The sequence below is a fragment of the Ferrovibrio sp. GW821-FHT12E11 genome (assembly GCF_058806975.1).
In genome coordinates this window covers 2,244,028-2,262,850 of sequence record NZ_JBXAQG010000001.1, presented here as the reverse complement: position 1 = coordinate 2,262,850, position 18,823 = coordinate 2,244,028, and the positions used below count along the sequence as shown (strand labels likewise).

Sequence of the window (18,823 nt, the reverse complement as noted above, 5' to 3'; positions counted from 1 at the left end):
TTCAGAAATCCAGATCGGCGTAATGCTTCGGCGGCGGCAGGCCGGGAATATGGTCGGCCAGCAGCGGCCGGAACGAGGGCCGCGACTTCACCCGCGCATACCAGTCATGGGCGCCGGGATAATCGGCCCAGGGCACATCGCCCAGGTAATCGACACAGCTCAAATGCGCGGCGGCGGCGATATCGGCGAGGCTGAAATCGTCGCCGGCCAGCCAGTTGCGCCGCTCGGTGAGCCAGGCGATGTAATCCAGATGGATCTTCATATTCTGGTGCGCGATGCGGATCACGGCGGATTCCGGATGGCCGCCGCCGAGGAAGCGCTTCATCACCTTCTCGAAGACCAGCGGCTGGCTGACCTCGGGGCCGAATTTGTGGTCCCACCAGGCAACCAGGCGGCGGGTCTCGGCGCGGCCGGGCGGATCGAAGCCAAGCAGCATCTTGTTCGGGTAGACCTCGTCGAGGTATTCGCAGATCGCCTGGCTGTCGGCCAGCACGCGGCCGTCATGCTCGATCAGCACCGGGCCTTCGCCGCTCGGGTCCATGGCGAGGAATTCGTCGCGCCGCTCCCAGACCTTCTCGACCTCGAGATCGAATTCCAGGCCCTTTTCCTTGAGCAGAACGCGGACTTTGCGGGACTGGGGCGACAGCCAGAGATGGTACAGCTTGCGCATGGGCGCGGAGTTTAGTCGTATTCGCCCAAGCGAAAAAGATTCCGGCCATAAAGAATTGGGAAAAAACGCCAAATGCCAGAGCAGCAAAGCAGCAAAATCACCATCTGGGGCCGCACCACCTCGCTGAATGTGCAGAAGGTGCTGTGGGCCGCCGACGCCCTGGGCCTGGCGTATGACCGCATCGACTGGGGCGGCGCCTTCGGCGGCACCGATGCGCCAGAGTTCCGCGCGATGAACCCCAACGGCCTGATCCCGGTGCTGCGCGACACCGACGGCAGCGTGCACTGGGAAAGCAACAGCATCTTGCGCTATCTCGGCGCGCGGTACGGCAGCGAAACCGCGCTGTGGCCGGCCGATCCGGCGCTGCGCAGCCAGGCCGACCGCTGGATGGACTGGACGCTGACCCTGCTGGACAAGCCGATGGTCGTGCTGCTGCTGGGCCTGATCCGCGAGCCGGCCAAGGCCGACCTGAACGAGCTGAGCAAGGCCGAGGCCCTGCTCACCGATTACTGGACCCGGCTGGATGCCCATCTGGCGACCCGGCCCTATGTCGCCGGCGACCGCCTGACCCTGGGCGACATCCCGGCCGGCTGCCAGTTGCAGCGCTGGACCGGTTTCCCGCTCACCCGGCCGCATCTGCCGCATCTGCTGGCCTGGCACGAGCGGCTGAAAGCCGAGCCGGGCTACCAGCGGCATATCATGATCCCGCTGACCTGACGGGCAGGCCTGGTTCCGGCCAAGTCGGTCCGGTTCAGGGCCAATTGGAGGCCAGTTCGGGCCGGTAGAAGACCAGTTCCGACCCGTTGGGAGCCAGTTCTAGCCAATTGGAGGCCAGTTTAGGCCAGTTCTGACCCGGATTTTCGCCCCAAAAGCCCGGATTTGTGCGAGTTCCGGGATTTTGACCCGCTTTTCTGGATCAAACACCCGGTTTTTGCCAAAAGCGCACGCCAGCGTAAACAGCCCTTCACCATGTCTGGCGGGGAAATCCCGGCATTCCGATTCACGATGGACAGCAGCACAAGAAAGAACAATAATAGAACATACCACCGGGTTTTCAAGCCCGCGCGCCTGCTTCGATGCCCGGGAACTGCCATGCCGCTTGCCATCCGCCCCCTGACCCCCGAGCTGTGGCCGGCGCTGGAAGACCTGTTCGGACCGAACGGCGCCTGCAACGGCTGCTGGTGCATGTATCCGCGTATCGGCGCGGACTACCGCAAGCGGCCGCGCGACAGGAACAAGGCGGACCTGCGCAAGATCGTGAAGACCGGTCCGCCGCCGGGCCTGCTGGCCTTTGACGGCGACCTCGCCGTGGGCTGGTGCCAGCTGACGCCGCGCGCCGCGCTTCCCTGGTTCGACGCGTCCTCGCGCATGAAGCGCGTGGACGATGCGCCGGTCTGGGCGATCTCGTGCTTTTTCATCCGCAAGGGCCATCGCCGCAAAGGCGTGACATCGGCGCTGATCGCCGCCGCTGTGACGGCCGCGCGCCAGGCCAAGGCCCCGGCCCTGGAAGCCTATCCGGTGGATGCGGAGCAAAGCCGCAGCACATCCTATACCGGCTATGCCAGCAGCTTTCTGCGCGCCGGCTTCACCGAAGTGGCGCGGCCGTCGCCATCGCGGCCGATGATGCGGCATATGCTGAAGACGGCTGCAGCGAAGCGCAAAAACGGATAAGCAGCTCTCATGATCGCTGCCTGCCCTTGCGACTCCAACCTGGCCTTCACCGCCTGCTGCGCACCGTTTCTGGCCGGCGCGCCAGCGCCAACGGCGCTGGCGCTGATGCGCTCGCGCTACACGGCCTATGCGCAGGGCGATGTGGCGCATCTGAAGCGCACCCTGGCTCCCGAGCATCGGGCGGAGTTTGATCCGGTGGAAATCGCCGCCAGCATGGCGCAGACGCAATGGATCGGGCTGCAGATTCTCGACGCCGTAAATGGCGGCGAGGCGGACGAGACCGGCAGCGTGGAGTTCGCCACGCGGTATCTCTTGCGCGACGGCCAGGTTCGCGTGCTGCAGGAACGCTCGCGCTTCCGCCGCGAGGCCAGCGAAGGCGGGCGCTGGGTCTATGTCGACGGCGATGTCGAGACGCAGCCAGCGAAAAAGACCGGCCGCAACGATCCCTGCCCCTGCGGTTCGGGGAAGAAGTTCAAGCATTGCCACAGTATATGAAAGGATGGCGATCAATCTAAATGCAACGAATAAAATTACTGCCGCTTTGTCCGTGTTTGAACTGAAAATTCTTCCACTAAACGATCAATTGGCTCAAAACGAACGAGGAAACCAAACTCGTCATTCTCTATAATGTTTGGGGTTACCCCCTCAGTTTTCGTACTGAATTTCAGAACCGGAACATCATTGAGCTTTTTAGGATAAAAGACCCTATAAGTATTTCGACCAAGATCAATTCGTGTTGGTAAATCCGCGCCCCCCTCAACAGAGGGTAATTCATTACGGGCTATCTCCATAATTCTAAAAGCCCACTCCTCTCGCTCATTGGCATCAACAGACAAAGCGGAGTAATGGAACACGCTCGCAAGAACAGCGTCCCACGAAGAGTCTTCTAGAGACGGGGGATGAGAAACTCTTAGACTACCAGCAAAAGTTTCTTCTCCATCAACCTTTACCCACGCTTTTAATTGACCAGCAGATTCGAGCTTGAGCGGTTCGATGCGGACGACGTGTTTGCTAACCAAGTACAGAGGTTTCTTTTTTTTATCGCCATTTATGTTCTCAAATAGCTCCGAACTCCCTGTTTGCTCGGGGAACACTTTGTCCTCGCCATTTGGCATCTCAATACGTATTTGAATGCGATTATGGGGATTTGATGCCGGAGAACGCACATAAACCAACGCAACTAATTGCGACTGCTCATAAGGAAAATCATTTACATAAATTTCAGTGCCATACACGCCAATGTGCAGTGCCTTACCATTAGATTCTTGGCGAAGATCATCACAAAAAAGGCACTGAATAGACCGCTGATCCATTTTAGTGATCTACCAGAGAAAATTTGAAAACATCAGCATTCCCATGATGCTTTCTTATGACACCTCGTTTGTGCGCTCGATCTGATAAGTCATAGCCATGCCATGGTTGCTTATCTGCCGTTGGCTGTTTTGTAGAAGTCGTAATGTGTTTTGGTATAGCTATTACTTTAGGGTCAAACATAGTCCTGTAAAGCGCCTGCTTAACCCACACATCGCTCGCGCCGCCAGTTCCAATAATTCCGACCGCGTCTAAAATTGGTTTATAATCGAAAGCATTGGTATAAGCTTGAGCTAATCTTCGTTTAGCTACTTCTTGACGCACCTCATTCATGGGTACAATTTTGAATTCGACGCGCGCATCCATGCCTCGCGCTAAATCGGAGAGAGTATCGAGCGTAATATTTTGCTCGCCTTTCAGTCGCTTCGAAATCAATGCTTCATCAGTTCCCAATCTACGGGCCAGCTCCTTTTGTGTAAGGCCGTCTTTGCTTAATTTTTCAAACAGAGACCGTACTTGCCGAAAAAACTTGTGGCGTAGACTGGCGCGATAAAATTCCTTCTCATCGGAAGAAAGTGGCGGCCGGTTTGATGACTGATTATTCATTCTCGTAGCTTTCGCTTGCGCCTACATAATCTTCGAACTGCTTACCAATGAATATTGATAAGCCAAGTGTGAGAAGCTTGTCCCGCTTCTTAATGGTCTTTTCTACTTCGTCGTCCCATTCGCTGCTTTTACCTTGATAGGGTAAATCATCCCGCAATTTACAATGCGTAACGACAAACGCATCTTTGTCCACAAACCAACCAAACAAGCGAACTTGCGGGGCTTCGGTTACACGAAGCTCCCACACTTGCTTTTCTAAAGGTTGAAGGCATTTAAAATCTGTGCCGTCCCACATGGGTTCTCCCATGAGAAATGACTTTATAGACGAGCGAGCATTAGCTAGTGCTCGGCCTCTAAGCATAGAAGTTCGCCGATTCGCATAATTTGGAGGACACTGTGCAAATGCCTCTTCCGTCATAAACAAATGACGATGCGCCACTTCATCTGGATCTGGAAAATCCAAGTCAACTTTATGGAGTGCTTTTTGCACCACCAATTTATCTAATGTGGCCCTGATTGACATATAAGTCAACCGCTTAAGCGGAGTTGAGGGATTGGAGTTTATTACACTAAATTTTACGAATACGACTCAGGCGAGTGTGTTGCGCAGTTTGCGATTCGTTCAAGCTGTTTTTCTGCAAAGAAAAATATAATTTTCGCGTCAACGAATACATTAGTATTCACTTTTAAACAACCATGTCTTGCGCATTTTATTACATTTTCTTCTTGTTATTTAAACATTCCTTCTCTCCCCACGCAGCGTCGGCAAACCAATTCCCGTTGAATCGAAGCCACCATCCACCGCCAGCACCTGCCCGGTGATGTAACCGGCCTGGTCGCCGCACAGGAAGCAGATCGCGTTGGCCAGTTCGCTCTCCAGGCCATAGCGGTTGAGCGGAATATGGTCGTGATAGTCGGCGCGGATTTCCGGCGTGTGCACGGCTTTCGCCATCGCCGTATCCACCGGGCCCGGCGCCACCGCATTGACGCGGATGCCGTATTGCCCGAGTTCGGCCGCCTGCTGCTTGGTCAGATGCGCCAGCCCGGCCTTGCTGGTGCCATAGGCGACGCGCAGCGTGGACGCCCGCAGGCCCGAGATCGAGGTGATATTCACAATGGCGCCGCCGCCCGCATCGCGCATGATCGGCGCCACGGCCTGGGTCATCAGAAACGGCCCGGTGAGATTGACCGCCATGACACGGCTCCAGTCCTCCAGCGTCACCTCGAGGATCGGCTTGAACACGGCGATGCCGGCATTGTTGACCAGCGCATCGATGCGGCCGAAATGTTTGTGCGCGGCCTGCACGGCGCCCTGCACCGCCTTTGGATCGGACACATCGGCGATGAGTGCCAGGGTGGCATCGGGCGCGCCGAGATCCTTCACGGCGGCCTGCAGCGTATCGTCCAGGATATCGAGCAGCGCCACGCGCCAGCCATCGGCGAGAAAGCGTTTTGCCGCCGCCAGGCCAAGACCGCGCGCCGCGCCGGTGATGAGCGCGACGCGGGATGCGCCTGCTGTCGTCTGCGATGGACCTGTCACGCCGCTCTCCCCGCTCTCGTTTCTTGCTTGGGGCGAGCTTAGCGCGCGGAGGACCGCGCCGGCCAGTCTCCAGGACTATGGGAACAAGAGCGGCAGGAGGCCTAGTCCTTGCCGTGCTTCTGCGCGCGATCGCGTGCTGCCAGCAGCGACTGGATGCGGCGATGCACCTCGACGGGCTCGTAGGGCTTGCCCAGCGACGGCCCCTCCTCGCAGAGTTCGCCGGCGGCTTCCGCCTTCTTCTCGCCGCCCGAAGTGATGATCACCTCGATGCCCGGCCGGTTGGCCCGCACCCAGCGCGCCAGGCCGAAACCGTCCATCTCGCCCGGCATCCGCACATCGGTGAAGACCACGTCGATCTGCGCGCCGTTTTCAAACAGCTGGATCGCCTCGCGGGCATTGCCGGCCTCGATCACGGTGTATTCGCAGTCCCGCAGATACTGGGCGATCGCCATGCGCACCAGAACCTCGTCTTCAACCACGAGTACGACGGCAGCAGGGGACTCCGCCGGCGGGCGTTTGTCGGGGGCCGGGGTCATGGGCAATCCTCTCGCGGGCATGGCAACCGTAAGCCGAAGGGAACCCCTGTATGACGGAATGGTTCCGCTCTGGGGATGGACCGCCGTCCGCGTCGTCAAAACCGCCAATTTCGCCGTCTTTGCTGGGCTGCCTCTGTACTTTTTGCGGTTTCTCTGCTCTGACAGGCTATCCGCAATAACCGAGACTCACTGCCACATGGCCTTTAAAGAAACCAGCCTGCTCGACCGCATGGATGCCGCGGCAAAAGCCCGCCAGGCCCTGCTCGAAAAAGCCCAAGCCAACGACCCGACCCGCGATCCCGGATTTGCCGCCCGCCAGGCCGCCCGCGCCGCCGCCAATGCCGAGCGCGAAAAAGCCACTGCCGAGCGCCGCGCCAAGAAGCAGGCCGAAGCCGCCGCCAAGGCGGTCGCCGATGCCGAAAAGCGCCGCCTGGCTGCCGAAGCCAAGGCCGTTGCCGATGCCGCCGCCGCCGAAGCGAAAAAGCCGGTGGTGCGCAGCGAAGCCGAACTGAAGGCGGCGCGCGACGCGCGCTATGCCGCCCGCAAGGCGCGCCAGCGCTGATGCCGACCCGCTGATCTCCCGCGCGGGAGATCAGCCTTCCTTTTCATGAGATGCAGTAGCGACCGTCCGCGGCCGCAGGCCCGACCTGCGGCGTTGACCTCGTCCTGCCGCGGCCTATGCTCGTCGGTGGTCTCCAAGGGAGGAACCCCATGACATATAAAACCGTCGCCACGCTCGCCGCTGCTGCGCTGCTCAGTCTCAGCCTAGCCCTGCCCGCCATCGCCCAGACGGCGACCCCCGCCACCCCGCCGGCCAAGGCCGACAAGGGCACGGCCAAAAAAGCAGAGAAGACCGACAAGGCCGCCAAGCAGAAAGCCGAAAAGACACCGGCCAAGGGCATGGAGCAGGGTCAGAAGAAGGGCATGGACAAGGGCCAGAAGAAAGGCATCGAAAAGCGCAGCTGAAGCCCTGCACCGGCAGCGGCGGTCAGGCTGCCGCTTCCGCCAGCGCCATCATGAAGGGCGGCAAGGGCCGCGCCTGACTCAGCAGCCAGCGTCCCATGGCGCCGGCCACCTGTCGCACGGCGGCGCGTTCGCCCATGCGGATGCGCCAGTCGCCCAGCCGCGGGGCGAAGCTGCTGTCGATCGGCGCCCCCATACGCGCGCCGAAGATCTGCGCCATGTAGAAGGCGATATCGGCATAGGTGTAATCGGCGCCGGCGAGCCAGGGCCGGCCATCGGAGAGCAGGCCCTCCATCTGCGCGTAATACGCGGCGCAGGCGGCGCGCGCCGCGACCGCCGTGGGGTCGTCGGGGATCTGCTGCAGGCCCATCAGGCGGATCACCGGCGGGAAATACACCTCATCCGATTCATGCTCCAGCCGCCGCGCCCGCGCGCGCGCCGCGATGTCGCGCGGCCAGAGCGGTGCCTGCGGCTTCAGGTCTTCCAGATACTCAAAAATCTGGGTGCTGTCGTAGAGTTCGAGATCGCCATGAACCAGCACCGGCACCTGGCGTTTGGGATTGATGCGCAGCACCGCCGGATGCTTGGGCTCGTAGAGGGCCTTCATCTCGAAGGGCACCATCACCAGATCGAAGGCGATGGCCTTTTCATGCAGCGCGATCTGCACTTTCGCGCCGAACATGCTTAAAGGCCCGGAATACAGCGTGATATCGCTCATGGTCATCTCACCCGCGTAAAATCCATCACCCAGTTGCATTCCCAGCTGATACCGTTGTCGCGCGAGTAATCCTGCGCCCAGACCGGCGCGATCTCGTTCACCGTCCAGCGATAGCGCACCTTCACGGCAAAGCCTTCATCGGTGTCGTCGCCGAGGAACACACCGCGGCGGATTCCGTCGGCGCCGGTCTCGAAGCGTCCGGCCACCGGCGGCTGCAGCAGGCCGTTGGAACTGCTGACCCACCAGATGCGCCAGGCGGCGGCGTTGATGTCGTAGAGCCGCATGGTGAGGCCGGAAAAGCCGCGCGACGGGAAATGAATCTCCTCGATATTGGAAATGCCATCCAGATATCCGCCGCACTGGCTGCGGCCCTCGAAGACCTCCCAGCTTTGCGGATCATCCTGGTCGAGGCCGGCGAAGCGCTGCTTCAGGCGGCGGTTCACCAGGGTCCAGCGGCCGTAGAGAAAATCGAAATCGGCGCGGCCGCTGCTGACGACCGTGCCGCCAACCACTGGCGTGTCGTTGCCATTGGCGATGCGGCCGGCGATGGCGAGATGCGGATAGGACATGGCCTGTGCTTTCATCAGATGAGTCATGGCTTCAGCCCCGTGCATTCAGCCCGCGCGCTTGGCATAGCCCATCGCCTCGACGATCAGGCCATCGCGCACGCGCATGATGTTGACGCCGCGCAGGGCCTCGGTGGCGGCCGGCCCGAAGACATAGCGCCAGCGGATCACCGCGCGTTCGCCAACGACGAACACCTCCTCCTGCTCGAAATGGCTGTGCGTCTCGGCCGCCAGGCCCTGCCAGTTGGCCAGCGCCGCATCGCGGCCATAAAGCAGCGCGCCGTCCGGGGCCGGGGTAATGGCTTCGATGACGCAGGCCTCGGCCACCAGGGGGGCGATGGCGGCGGGATCGCGCTCGTGGAAGGCGCGGTTGAAACGGTCGATCACCGCCGCCGTCTGCTGCGAGACAGGGTCGGGGGAGGCCAGAACGGCGGCGGTGAAGACGCCCAGAGTCCGAGAAGACTGGGGGGCGGGTGAAGACTGGGGGGCGGCGGGGGTCATGTCGTTCATGGCGGAGGCTCCCTTTTCTTTATGGGCCACAGCCTAGTCCCCTATTCCTGACAGCCAGTGTCAGGTATTTCGGCTATACTCGAAAAATGCGTGCGAGCCGGCTGATCTCGATCCTGATGCTGCTGCAGACCCGCGGCCGGATGACGGCCGAGGCGCTGGCGGGGGAATTCGAGGTCTCGGTGCGCACCATCTACCGCGATGTGGATCACCTGAGCGCTGCCGGCGTGCCGGTCTATGCCGATCGCGGTCCGAGCGGCGGCTTCGCGCTGCTGGATGGGTATCGCACCAAGCTGACCGGTATGACGCCGGCCGAGGCCGAGACGCTGTTCCTGGCCGGATTACCCGGCCCCGCCGCCGAACTGGGCCTGGCCGAGATCATGGCCACCGCTCAGTTGAAGCTGCTCGCGGCCCTGCCGCCGGCGCTGCAGCAGCAGGCCGAGCGCGTGGCAGCGCGCTTCCATCTCGATCCGCTCGGCTGGTTCCGCGACAGCGACGCGGAGGCGACGACGCATTTGCGCGCGCTGGCCGATGCGGTGTGGAACAGCAAGCGCATCCGCATGACCTACAAGAGCTGGCAGAAGCTGAGCGAGCGCGAATTGCTGCCGCGCGGCCTGATCCTGAAATCGGGCCAGTGGTATCTGGCCGGCCAGACTGTCGAGAAGAAAAGCAGCAAAGAGAGCGCCGGCGCCATGCGCTCCTTCCGCGTCGGCGGCATCCAGGCGCTGACTGTGCTCGGCACGGATGCCAGCCTGGCGCTGCCCAGGGATTTCGATCTGGCGGCCTGGTGGACGGAGTCGGCGAAACGCTTCGAGGCCGAGGTATTTCGCGGCACGGCGGAGCTGCGCATCAGCCCGCGCGGCCTGCGCTGGCTGCGCAGCATCGCGCCGCCGATGCATGAAGCGGCCCTGCGCACCCTGCAGCCGGCCGATGCGGAAGGCTGGCACCGCGTCAGCATCCCGATCGAGGACACCAAATTCGCCGCCGGCCAGATGCTGCGGCTGGAGGCGGAGGCGGAAGTGCTGGAACCGGCGGAGTTGCGCGCCGCCGTGATCGGGCTGGTGCGGGATCTGGGCAAGATCTACGGATAGGCGCGAGCCTCCCGGCGCAGTGGCTGCAGACCGGGAGGGACGCCCGCGACGACATCTGGATGGGACGTTATCCCACGCGCGTCCCAAGGCCAGATGACGCGCAACGGCGCAAGGTCAAGCTGCGTTGTCGGTGGTCGATCAGCGGTTCGGCCCGATGCCGTTATTCTGCGGCAGACTGGTGCCCTGCGACGCCATCAGCGCGAAGGTGACCAGCGCCGCCATCGGCAGAGGCTGGGACTGCGCCTGCGGTTTCTGCGGTTTCGCTCTGGTTTCCACCGGCATTTGCACGGCGGGCTGTACGACGGCAGCGGGGGCAGCGGGCGCGGGTGGTTCACCGGCCGGCGCAGCAAGCGCAGGCAGCAGAAGCAGGCCAGAGAGCGCAACGCCTCTGAGCAGTACAAGACCGGTTTTCATGGCAGGCCACCCCGCAAGCGGTGAATGACCTGATGACAACCCGGGCGCCGCGCGAAGGTTCCGCGAGGCGTGACGGTATTTATTTCAGTTCGCCAGCCGCTCGACGATCAGGTCCATCAGGGCGCGCAGACGCGGCAGGCGTCGCAGGTCGCGGTGATAGCCGATGTAATGGGGCCGGTCGGGCAGCGGTTCGCCGAGATCGAGCGCCACGATGCCCGGCGTCGCATCGCCCACCGGCCGCGGCAGCACGGTATAGCCCGCGCCCCAGGCGCACATCTGCGCCTGCACCGCCAGGTTGTTGCTGCTGAATCCGGCCATCGCATGAGGCAGCGCGCGCTGCAGCCACAGCACATCGGGTCGTCCGGCATAGGCTTCATGCATGGTGACGACACGCAGGCCGGCGCCATCGCCAAAGGCCGGCACCGCACTGCCGACGGGCGCGTAGAGTGCATAGGGCACCGTGACCAGGCGACGCCCGATCACCTCGGGCTCGTCGAATGGCCGCATGCGTATCACCAGATCGGCCTCGCGGCGCGGCAGACTGTAGAGCCGCGCATCGGTCAGCAGTTCGACCTTGGTCTTCGGATAGCGCAGGCCGAATTCCGACAGCACCGGCGCCAGCATGTAGATGGCGAACCAGTCCAGCGTGGAAAGACGCAGCTGGCCGTCGATGTCATGGTCGCCGGCGGCGAGCTGGCGTTGCGCCGCCAGCGTCTCGGCCTCGATGCGTTCGGCATATTTCAGCAGCGTGCCCCCCTCGTCGGTCAGCACGAAGCCATCGGCGGTGCGCTGGAACAGCACATGGCCGAGCGCCGCCTCTAGCGCGCGCAGGCGGCGCCCCATGGTGGGCTGGGTCTGGCCGATTTTACGCGCCGCCGCACCCAGCGTGCCCGCGCGGGCAATCGCCAGAAAAATCCGCAGGTCGCTCCAGTCCAGGCCGGGAGTCATTCCATGCATTTATGCATGGGTATTGTGCAATATCAATAATTTCCAAACATCAATGGCGGGCGCATTCTCGGGCCAACGACAACACGCACCCGGAAAGGACCTGCATCATGACCCGCCTGACCAACAAGACAGCCCTCATCACCGGCGGCACCAGCGGCATCGGCCTGGAGACCGCCCTGCAGTTCGTGGCCGAGGGCGCCCGCGTCGCCGTCACCGGCACCAATCCCGCCACCATCGAAGCGGCCCGCGCCGCTTTGGGCCCCGGCGTGCTGATCCTGCGCGCCGATGCCGGCGATGTGGCCGGCCAGCAGGACATCGCCCGTCAGGTGCAACTGGCCTTCGGCAAGCTCGACATCCTGTTCGTCAATGCCGGCGTTGCCGACTTCCGCCCGGTCGAACAATGGGACGAAGCCGGTTTCGACCGCTCGGTCGCGATCAATCTCAAAGGACCGTTCTTCCTGGTGCAGGCGCTGCTGCCGGTCTTTGCCGCAACAGCCTCCATCGTGCTCAACACCTCGATCAACGCCCGCATCGGCATGCCGAATTCCAGCGTCTATGCCGCCAGCAAGGCGGGCCTGATCTCGATGGCGCGTACGCTGTCGGGCGAATTGATCGGCCGCGGCATCCGCGTGAATGCCGTCAGCCCCGGCCCCATCTCGACGCCGCTCTATGGTAAGCTCGGCCTTTCCGAGGCCGATCTGAAAGGCATGGCAGACGGCATCCTGCAGCAAATCCCCGCCAGGCGCTTCGGCGCCGCCTCCGAGATCGCCAAGGCCGTGGTCTTCCTTGCCTCGGACGAGTCCGCCTTCACGGTCGGCAGCGAACTCGTCATCGACGGCGGCATGAGCAATCTCTGAGCCTTCCCCACAGATCAAAAAAAGGAATATCCCATGCGCCTTTCCATGCCGCGCCGCAGCCTGTTCACCGGCGCCCTTGCGCTTGCCGCCGCCAGCACCATCGCCATGCCGGCGCTGTCCGCCGACCAGGGCATCGCCTGGCCCAGGAGTTTCAAGGCGCAGACCATCGCCACCAACGGCACCACCATCCATCTGCGCGTCGGCGGCAAGGGGCCGGCCGCAGTGCTGCTGCACGGCTATGGCGAGACCGGCGACATGTGGGTGCCGCTGGCCGTCGAACTTTCGCGCGACCATACGGTGATCGTGCCCGACCTGCGTGGCCTCGGTCTGTCTGCGAAGCCGAAGACCGGCTTCGACAAGAAGACCCAGGCCCATGATGTGGCCGGCGTGCTGGATGCACTGAAGGTGTCCGACGCCGACCTGGTCACCCATGATATCGGCAACATGGTGGGCTATGCCTTCGCCGCCCAGTATCCGCAACGCGTGAAGAAATTCGTGCTGATCGATGCGCCGGTGCCGGGCATCGGTCCGTGGGACGAGATCCTGAAACATCCGCTGCTGTGGCATTTCCGCTTCGGCGGGCCGGATATGGAACGCCTGGTGAAGGGCCGCGAGCGCATCTACCTGGATCGTTTCTGGAATGAGTTCTCGGCCAACCCGAAGCGCTTCACCGAAACCGCGCGCCAGCATTACGCCAGGCTCTATGCGATGCCGGGCGCCATGCATGCCGGCTTTGCGCAGTTCGCCGCCTTCGACCAGGACGCCATCGACAACAAGGCGATGCTGGAAAAGAACGGCAGGCTGAAGATGCCGGTGCTGGCGCTAGGCGGCGAGAAGTCGTTCGGCGGCACCATGGCCGTGGTGATGCGGGCGACGGCCGATAACGTCACGGAAGGCGTGGTGCCCGACAGCGGCCACTGGATCATGGAAGAGAATCCGAAGGCGACCACCGCGATGGTCAGCGCCTTCCTGCGCCAGTAACCGACGCGACGATCCGCGGGATGGCGCATCGCCATCCCGCCCCACTTTTAGCGCGATTTCTGTTCAACTGTCCGGATGTAAAACACCCCATCCTCCTTAAGAATGGTAGCAATGACCCGATCACCGGCCTGCAAGCGACCCAACAGAGCCGCATCCTTCACTTGGAATACCATGCTCATCGCCGGCATCTCCAGCGCTCCGGTGATCGGACCGTGCCGCAGGGTAATCTTGCCGGATTCCTGATCGACCTTGCGCACTTCGCCTTCGGTCTGTCCTTCCTGCGCCAGTGCATCGGCCACGCCGAGCACGAGCAGAAAGCCCACTGCCAATCTCATCACCATTGCCTATCTCCCGACCTGAATATCGCCCTTCATCCCTTTTTCAAAGTGGCCGGGGATCAGGCAGGCGAAATCGACACGACCGGCGGTGCTAAAATGCCAGATTAGTTCGCCGATATGAGCCGGCGGCACGGTGATGGCATTGGGCTCGTCATGTACCATGGTCGGATGCTTGCGCATCACTTCCGCATGGTCCTGCAGGGCTTTGATCTCGCCCAGCATGAATTCATGCGGCTCCAGTCCATCATTCTTCACCACGAAGCGGATGGTTTCGCCGCGCTTCACCGGGATACTGGCCGGCGCGAAACGCATTTCATCGCTCATACTGACCGAGATGGTGCGCGACACGGCCGATGCCTTGCCGGGCTCACCAACCGGGGAATGCTGCTCAGGGCCATGGGCGGCCACGGTGAGTGGCAGGGCACCGAAGGCGGTGGCGGCAAAAGCTGTTTTCAGGAATATGGATGCCATCGTGTCGTCCTCAATGCTTGTGTTCGGAAGGAGTCGGAAGGGTTTTCGCCGCCGGCTTGCTGGCCGGCGCAGGCGTGCTGGCCGCTGCGGTATCGACCTTGTAGGCCACGGTGCCGGGCGGGTGTTTGTACCAGCCGGGATCGCGATAATCGCCGCGCGCGAGGCCATCGCGCACCTTCACCACGGTGAACATGCCACCCATCTCGATGGGGCCGAACGGGCCCTGGCCGGTCATCATCGGCAATGTGTTGTCGGGCAGCGGCATTTCCATCTCACCCATATCGGCCATACCGCGCTCGCCCATCGTCATGTAATCCGGGATCAGCGACACCAGCCGCGGCGTGAGGCCGCGATGGTCGACACCGATCATGGTGGGCACCCCATGCCCCATCGGATTCATCGTGTGGTGCGACTTGTGGCAGTGAAACGCCCAGTCGCCCGGCGCATTGGCCTCGAATTCAAACGCCCGCATGGCGCCCACCGGCGCGTCGATGGTGACTTCCGGCCAGCGCGCCGACGGCGGCACCCAGCCACCATCGGTGCAGGTGACGGCAAAGTCATAGCCATGCAGATGGATCGGATGGTTGGTCATGGTGAGATTGCCGAAACGAATCCGCACGCGGTCGCCCAGCCGCACTGGCAGCGTGTCGATGCCCGGAAAGGCCCGGCTGTTCCAAGTCCACAGGTTGAAGTCGGTCATCTCCGCCACCTTTGGGGTGGCGGCACCGGGCTCGATGGCATAGGCGTTGATCAGGAAAGCGAAGTCGCGGTCGACGCGATACTGGTTCGGATCGCGCGGATGCACGATGAACAGGCCCATCATGCCCATGGCCATCTGCACCATCTCGTCTGCATGCGGGTGATACATGAAGGTGCCGGATTTGCGCAGCTGGAATTCATAGACGAAAGTTTCGCCCGGCTTGATCTGCGGCTGACTCAGGCCGCCAACACCGTCCATGCCGCTGGGCAACAGCATGCCATGCCAGTGAATGGTGGTATGTTCCGGCAGCCGGTTGGTGACAAAGAGGCGCACGAAGTCGCCTTCCACCGCCTCGATGGTTGGCCCTGGACTGCTGCCGTTATAGCCCCAGAGATTGGCTTTCATGCCCGGGGCGATTTCGCGCACCACCGGCTCGGCCACCAGATGGAATTCCTTCCACTGGCCATTGATGCGCCAGGGCGCCGACCAGCCGTTCAGTGTCACCACCGGATGGAAAGGTCGGCCACTGCTGGGCTGTGGCGGCGGCACCATCTTCGGGCCTGGAGAAACGCCCGGCTCGGGCAGGGCAGCCAGTGCCGAACGGGCAACACTGGCGGCAGCGACACCGGATGCGGCGGTAATTAGATTGCGTCTGGTAAACATGGGTCTCTCCTCAATGCGCGGCCGAAGCCGAACGGCGCGGCAGCAGGCTGTTGCTGCTGCCCGCCATGCCGCCGCTGTCGACCGGGGCGATGGTGACGAAACTGAGATCGGTATCGGCGATCCAGAAATCGCGCTGGACCTCCAGCGCCGCCGAGACATCGGCAATCTGTTCGCGTGCATCGGCCAGCAGTTCGAACGTGCTGATCAGCATGCCGTTGTAGCGCAGCACCATTTCCTCGCTGGCTTTCTGACGCAGCGGGATGATCTCGGTCTGGTAATGCCGCGACAGGTCGTAGGCCGCGCGATAGGCGAGATAGCTTTCGCGCGCCGCCGAGCGTGCCTGCACGGCGGTATCGGCCAGGGTGTTGACCGCCTGCAGATAATAATGCTCGGCACGCGTCGCCTTGGCATCGCCGAAATCGAATAGCGGCACCTCGAGTGAAATCTCGTAGCCTTTCTGGTCCGCCTTGCCGGTGTCGCTGTTGCGCTGATAGCCCACCTCCAGCACGTTGATGAACCGCGTGACGTTGGTCAGGCCATAGGCTTTTCTGGTGGCGGCGAGATCGGCTTTCGCCAACTGCACATCTAGCCGCTCGGCAATCGCCTGTGCCTCGATACTTTCAACACGGCGTGGCGTGGCGGGAATATCGGGCAGGCGCTCGGGCAGACTGAAGCCGGTGTCGTTACCCCACAGGCCCATCAGGCGGGTCAGACGCTCGCGCGTCGCCACCGCCATCACGCGGCTCTTTGCCAGCCGCGCCGTAGCATCGGCATAGAAAATCTGTTCGCGCAGAAGCCCGAGCGCGTTGGTATTGCCGACCTGTTTCATACGGCGAGCTAGGTCTGCCTGGGTTTCGGCCGCCTCGCGGATCTGCCCGACATATTTCGCCGTCTGTTCCGCCGCCACCGCCTCGTACCAGGCCTTCCGGGTCTGCGCCGCCAGCGCCAGAACTTCGGTGGCGGTGCGTAGCTTGGTGGCCTCGAAGCGCCGATCTTCGATCCCGGCGGCAAATGGCAGAAGCAAAAGACTGAAAGCATCGATGCTGATGCCGCGTTCGATTTCGGTTTCGTTGCCGCGGCGCAGCCGTGCGTAACTGATGCCAGGATTGGCCGGCCGCCAAGAGGCGGTGAGATCGGCGGCACTGATGCCCAGTTCAGAAAAGCTGCTCTGCAGGCGCCGGTTGTTGAGCAAAGCCACCTGCACGGCGTCGTCCGCCGTTAGCGGCCTGGTCAGCAGGCGGTCGAGCGTATCGCGCACCGCACGGGCGTCCTCATCATTCTTGATCCAGGTCGGCCGCTGGCCGATGCGCTGTTCGGCCGTGGTCGCAACCTCATTGAAGGCACGCTCCGCCACCGGTCCGGCACAGCCGGTGGTGACAGCAGCCAGCGCGAGCACCGCGATGCTTTTCTGAATGGTCATCATGGCTGACGTCCTCCATGGCGATGACCATGCGGGTCCTGCATCATCGGCATAGCGGGGGCCGCCCGCGCGGCATCCGCGGACGGGTCGTCTTTCAAAGCGCCGGCATGGCCGCCGGCAGCGCGCACGGCATCGTTCGCCTGGCGCCAGTCACGTTTTTCATCAAAGGCTGCCTTGCGATAGGCAGCGAAGGCCGACTGATAGTCGGGCGGCGGCACAGCGACCGTTGGATCGGATGGATCGGCAGCGCTTGCGGCAAGTGGAACCGCCGCAATCAGCAGCGCGAACGCTACAGTCTGGAAACTCGAAGACATGGAATCACCCTCAGCATGATGTGCAATACGGCTGTACTGCGACTGACGGTTGTGCCGGCAGTCGCAGTTCCGATGCAGATCAGTGTCGAGGAGGTTCGTTCGGCTGGGCGGGCGAGATGCCGGCAGGTGCCAGAACGGGAGCCGGCTGGTAGTCGTGATAGGCACCGGAGGTGATCACTGACGGTGCGGCCGGCAGCAAGACACTAGCGAGCGAACAGCTTTTACACAGCAGGCAGCCCTGCTCGCAGGGCGTAGACGGCGTCGGCATGTCGTCAGCCGCCATGCTGCCGCCGCAGTCATGCGCGGCGGCGGAAGATGGTGTCACCGCGTGATGATCCGGCACACTGATGGCTTCCACTGACATGGCCGGCATCATCGGCATTGCGACACTATGCGTGACCGAGGCCACAGTCGCCGCGAACAACAGGCCAAGCGCCGCGGTCAGCGCGCAGAAACGGCGCAGTCTCGACGGGCGATGCGGGCGGAAATACACAGACATGTAGTGACTATAAAAGCTTCCCATCGGGGAAGGTCAAGCGCGATCCTTGCCATGATGTCACGCGTCGGCGGTATCGTTTTCCCAGCCGCCATCTTTTGCGTTCAGCGTCCCGCGCGTGATCACGGCATCCTGCGGCATCACATCGGCGGCGGCGTAATCGGCCTTGTCCTTCAGTGCGGCATAGAGCGGCGTGAAATCGGGCCGCGTCGCTTCGAACAGCTCTTCAAAGCTTTTGATGACGAAATAGGTCTTCTGAAATGTGTCGATGCGGTAACGCGTGCGCATCACCCGCATGAGATCGAAGCGCACACGGTTGGGCGCATCAGAGTCGAGGCAGAAGACGCTTTCGGTCTTGGAGGAGAGAATGCCGCTGCCGTAGATGCGCAAGGAGCCGTCGGCCTGTTCGATCAGGCCGAATTCCACCGTGTACCAGTAGAGCCGCGCCAGGTGATGCAGCGCGTTCAGACCATTCGCCTTCAAACCACCCTTGCCATAGGCTTCCATGTAATCGGCGAAGACCGGATTCATCAGCAGCGGCACATGGCCGTAGATGTCATGGAAGCAATCCGGCTCCTGGATGTAATCGAGCTGCGCACGCTTGCGGATCCACCAGGTGACCGGGAAGCGCCGCGCCGCCAGATGGCCGAAGAACACATCGTCGGGCACCAGCCCCGGCACGCAGACGATGCGCCAGCCGGTCGCCTTCTCCAGCACATCCGAAAGCCGTTCGAAATCCGGAATGCCATCCGCGGCCATGCCCAACCCGGTCAGACCGTCGAGGAACTGCTGGCAGGCGCGACCGGGCAGCAGGGCCGCCTGGCGTTTGAACAGGTCGCGCCAGACCGCGTGATCCTCGGCCGTATAGCGATGCAGGGGCTGCGGATGGGTGAAATCGGCAGCGATCTCCAGGTCCCCATCGCTATTTGGGTCGATGTCGCGGACAGCCATGGCGGCCTCCCGGAAGGATGAATGTCTTCCGAGGATATCGCCGTTTTCACGCAATATCCGCGCGATATTCGGTTTATTTTCGTCATATGCG

The 18,823-nt window shown here is 62.4% G+C and carries 26 protein-coding genes; 8 read left to right on the top strand and 18 right to left on the bottom strand.

Going from position 1 to position 18,823, the window contains the following annotated elements:
* Position 1 precedes the first annotated feature (1 nt).
* Positions 2-670 (bottom strand): glutathione S-transferase family protein, encoded by a 669-nt coding sequence (locus AC1ROT_RS11300; RefSeq protein ID WP_492973753.1) that lies wholly within the window; start codon positions 668-670, stop codon positions 2-4.
* A gap of 72 nt (positions 671-742) precedes the next feature.
* Here AC1ROT_RS11300 and AC1ROT_RS11295 point away from each other — a divergent pair, with 72 nt between their 5' ends.
* The 3 genes from AC1ROT_RS11295 to AC1ROT_RS11285 all read left to right on the top strand — a co-directional run bounded on the left by AC1ROT_RS11295 (position 743) and on the right by AC1ROT_RS11285 (position 2,836).
* Positions 743-1,387: a glutathione S-transferase family protein gene (locus AC1ROT_RS11295; protein WP_492999074.1), complete on the top strand. Its 645-nt coding sequence runs from the start codon at positions 743-745 to the stop codon at positions 1,385-1,387.
* A 375-nt stretch (positions 1,388-1,762) separates the two neighbouring features.
* Positions 1,763-2,341 (top strand): GNAT family N-acetyltransferase, encoded by a 579-nt coding sequence (locus tag AC1ROT_RS11290; RefSeq protein WP_492999072.1) that lies wholly within the window; start codon positions 1,763-1,765, stop codon positions 2,339-2,341.
* A gap of 9 nt (positions 2,342-2,350) precedes the next feature.
* Positions 2,351-2,836: a YchJ family protein gene (locus AC1ROT_RS11285; protein ID WP_492999071.1), complete on the top strand. Its 486-nt coding sequence runs from the start codon at positions 2,351-2,353 to the stop codon at positions 2,834-2,836.
* A 35-nt stretch (positions 2,837-2,871) separates the two neighbouring features.
* Here AC1ROT_RS11285 and AC1ROT_RS11280 read toward each other — a convergent pair whose 3' ends face one another.
* The 5 genes from AC1ROT_RS11280 to AC1ROT_RS11260 all read right to left on the bottom strand — a co-directional run bounded on the left by AC1ROT_RS11280 (position 2,872) and on the right by AC1ROT_RS11260 (position 6,334).
* The gene (locus AC1ROT_RS11280) at positions 2,872-3,654 is read right to left on the bottom strand and encodes a DUF6941 family protein (RefSeq protein ID WP_492999069.1); all 783 of its coding nucleotides are present in this window, start codon (positions 3,652-3,654) and stop codon (positions 2,872-2,874) included.
* Position 3,655: 1 nt separating this feature from the next.
* Complete coding sequence (locus AC1ROT_RS11275) at positions 3,656-4,258, bottom strand: helix-turn-helix domain-containing protein (protein WP_492999068.1); 603 nt, start codon at positions 4,256-4,258, stop codon at positions 3,656-3,658.
* Positions 4,251-4,781 carry a hypothetical protein gene (locus AC1ROT_RS11270; RefSeq protein ID WP_492999066.1) on the bottom strand — a complete coding sequence of 177 codons (531 nt, stop codon included), beginning with the start codon at positions 4,779-4,781 and terminating at the stop codon, positions 4,251-4,253. The genes AC1ROT_RS11275 and AC1ROT_RS11270 overlap by 8 nt, the downstream gene beginning before the upstream one ends.
* Before the next feature lie 210 nt (positions 4,782-4,991).
* Complete coding sequence (locus AC1ROT_RS11265) at positions 4,992-5,798, bottom strand: SDR family NAD(P)-dependent oxidoreductase (RefSeq protein ID WP_492999064.1); 807 nt, start codon at positions 5,796-5,798, stop codon at positions 4,992-4,994.
* Between the two features lie 101 nt (positions 5,799-5,899).
* Positions 5,900-6,334 (bottom strand): response regulator, encoded by a 435-nt coding sequence (locus AC1ROT_RS11260; RefSeq protein WP_492973758.1) that lies wholly within the window; start codon positions 6,332-6,334, stop codon positions 5,900-5,902.
* Between the two features lie 196 nt (positions 6,335-6,530).
* Here AC1ROT_RS11260 and AC1ROT_RS11255 point away from each other — a divergent pair, with 196 nt between their 5' ends.
* Positions 6,531-6,896 (top strand): DUF6481 family protein, encoded by a 366-nt coding sequence (locus AC1ROT_RS11255; protein ID WP_492973759.1) that lies wholly within the window; start codon positions 6,531-6,533, stop codon positions 6,894-6,896.
* A gap of 149 nt (positions 6,897-7,045) precedes the next feature.
* Positions 7,046-7,300, top strand: coding sequence for a hypothetical protein (locus tag AC1ROT_RS11250; RefSeq protein WP_492973760.1), 255 nt, complete (start codon positions 7,046-7,048; stop codon positions 7,298-7,300).
* A gap of 22 nt (positions 7,301-7,322) precedes the next feature.
* Here the strand turns inward: AC1ROT_RS11250 and AC1ROT_RS11245 are convergent, their stop codons facing one another.
* Genes AC1ROT_RS11245 through AC1ROT_RS11235 form a run of 3 tightly spaced genes read right to left on the bottom strand, consistent with a single transcriptional unit; the run spans position 7,323 to position 9,091 of the window.
* Entirely contained in the window at positions 7,323-8,015 is a 693-nt protein-coding gene (locus AC1ROT_RS11245) for a glutathione S-transferase family protein (protein ID WP_492999063.1), read from the bottom strand.
* A gap of 2 nt (positions 8,016-8,017) precedes the next feature.
* Positions 8,018-8,599, bottom strand: a complete 582-nt coding sequence (locus AC1ROT_RS11240; RefSeq protein WP_492999062.1) for a hypothetical protein — start codon at positions 8,597-8,599, stop codon at positions 8,018-8,020.
* A gap of 30 nt (positions 8,600-8,629) precedes the next feature.
* Positions 8,630-9,091, bottom strand: a complete 462-nt coding sequence (locus tag AC1ROT_RS11235; RefSeq protein ID WP_492999060.1) for a nuclear transport factor 2 family protein — start codon at positions 9,089-9,091, stop codon at positions 8,630-8,632.
* Positions 9,092-9,177: 86 nt separating this feature from the next.
* On the opposite strand from AC1ROT_RS11235, the gene AC1ROT_RS11230 reads away from it, so the two are divergent.
* Positions 9,178-10,179, top strand: coding sequence for a helix-turn-helix transcriptional regulator (locus tag AC1ROT_RS11230; RefSeq protein WP_492999058.1), 1,002 nt, complete (start codon positions 9,178-9,180; stop codon positions 10,177-10,179).
* Positions 10,180-10,317: 138 nt separating this feature from the next.
* On the opposite strand, the gene AC1ROT_RS11225 is transcribed toward AC1ROT_RS11230, so the two are convergent.
* Both AC1ROT_RS11225 and AC1ROT_RS11220 read right to left on the bottom strand, forming a co-directional pair.
* Positions 10,318-10,593 (bottom strand): hypothetical protein, encoded by a 276-nt coding sequence (locus AC1ROT_RS11225; protein WP_492999056.1) that lies wholly within the window; start codon positions 10,591-10,593, stop codon positions 10,318-10,320.
* Between the two features lie 84 nt (positions 10,594-10,677).
* Positions 10,678-11,541, bottom strand: coding sequence for a LysR family transcriptional regulator (locus AC1ROT_RS11220; RefSeq protein WP_492999054.1), 864 nt, complete (start codon positions 11,539-11,541; stop codon positions 10,678-10,680).
* A gap of 107 nt (positions 11,542-11,648) precedes the next feature.
* Here AC1ROT_RS11220 and AC1ROT_RS11215 point away from each other — a divergent pair, with 107 nt between their 5' ends.
* Both AC1ROT_RS11215 and AC1ROT_RS11210 read left to right on the top strand, forming a co-directional pair.
* Positions 11,649-12,398 (top strand): SDR family oxidoreductase, encoded by a 750-nt coding sequence (locus tag AC1ROT_RS11215; protein WP_492999053.1) that lies wholly within the window; start codon positions 11,649-11,651, stop codon positions 12,396-12,398.
* A 33-nt stretch (positions 12,399-12,431) separates the two neighbouring features.
* Entirely contained in the window at positions 12,432-13,379 is a 948-nt protein-coding gene (locus AC1ROT_RS11210; protein ID WP_492973768.1) for an alpha/beta fold hydrolase, read from the top strand.
* Positions 13,380-13,426: 47 nt separating this feature from the next.
* On the opposite strand, the gene AC1ROT_RS11205 is transcribed toward AC1ROT_RS11210, so the two are convergent.
* From AC1ROT_RS11205 to phhA, 7 genes are all read right to left on the bottom strand, one after another.
* The gene (locus AC1ROT_RS11205; RefSeq protein ID WP_492999051.1) at positions 13,427-13,720 is read right to left on the bottom strand and encodes a copper-binding protein; all 294 of its coding nucleotides are present in this window, start codon (positions 13,718-13,720) and stop codon (positions 13,427-13,429) included.
* Positions 13,721-13,723: 3 nt separating this feature from the next.
* On the bottom strand, positions 13,724-14,188 hold the full coding sequence (locus AC1ROT_RS11200; protein WP_492999049.1) for a cupredoxin domain-containing protein: 465 nt from the start codon (positions 14,186-14,188) through the stop codon (positions 13,724-13,726).
* 10 nt (positions 14,189-14,198) lie between these two features.
* On the bottom strand, positions 14,199-15,551 hold the full coding sequence (locus AC1ROT_RS11195) for a multicopper oxidase family protein (protein WP_492999048.1): 1,353 nt from the start codon (positions 15,549-15,551) through the stop codon (positions 14,199-14,201).
* 10 nt (positions 15,552-15,561) lie between these two features.
* On the bottom strand, positions 15,562-16,974 hold the full coding sequence (locus tag AC1ROT_RS11190) for a TolC family protein (protein ID WP_492999047.1): 1,413 nt from the start codon (positions 16,972-16,974) through the stop codon (positions 15,562-15,564).
* Positions 16,971-17,285: a hypothetical protein gene (locus AC1ROT_RS11185; RefSeq protein WP_492999045.1), complete on the bottom strand. Its 315-nt coding sequence runs from the start codon at positions 17,283-17,285 to the stop codon at positions 16,971-16,973. Before AC1ROT_RS11185 ends, AC1ROT_RS11190 begins: the two co-directional genes overlap by 4 nt.
* Positions 17,286-17,364: 79 nt before the next feature.
* The gene (locus AC1ROT_RS11180) at positions 17,365-17,784 is read right to left on the bottom strand and encodes a hypothetical protein (protein ID WP_492999043.1); all 420 of its coding nucleotides are present in this window, start codon (positions 17,782-17,784) and stop codon (positions 17,365-17,367) included.
* 57 nt (positions 17,785-17,841) lie between these two features.
* Positions 17,842-18,732 (bottom strand): phenylalanine 4-monooxygenase, encoded by an 891-nt coding sequence (gene phhA / locus AC1ROT_RS11175; protein ID WP_492999041.1) that lies wholly within the window; start codon positions 18,730-18,732, stop codon positions 17,842-17,844.
* Between the last annotated feature and the right edge of the window lie 91 nt (positions 18,733-18,823).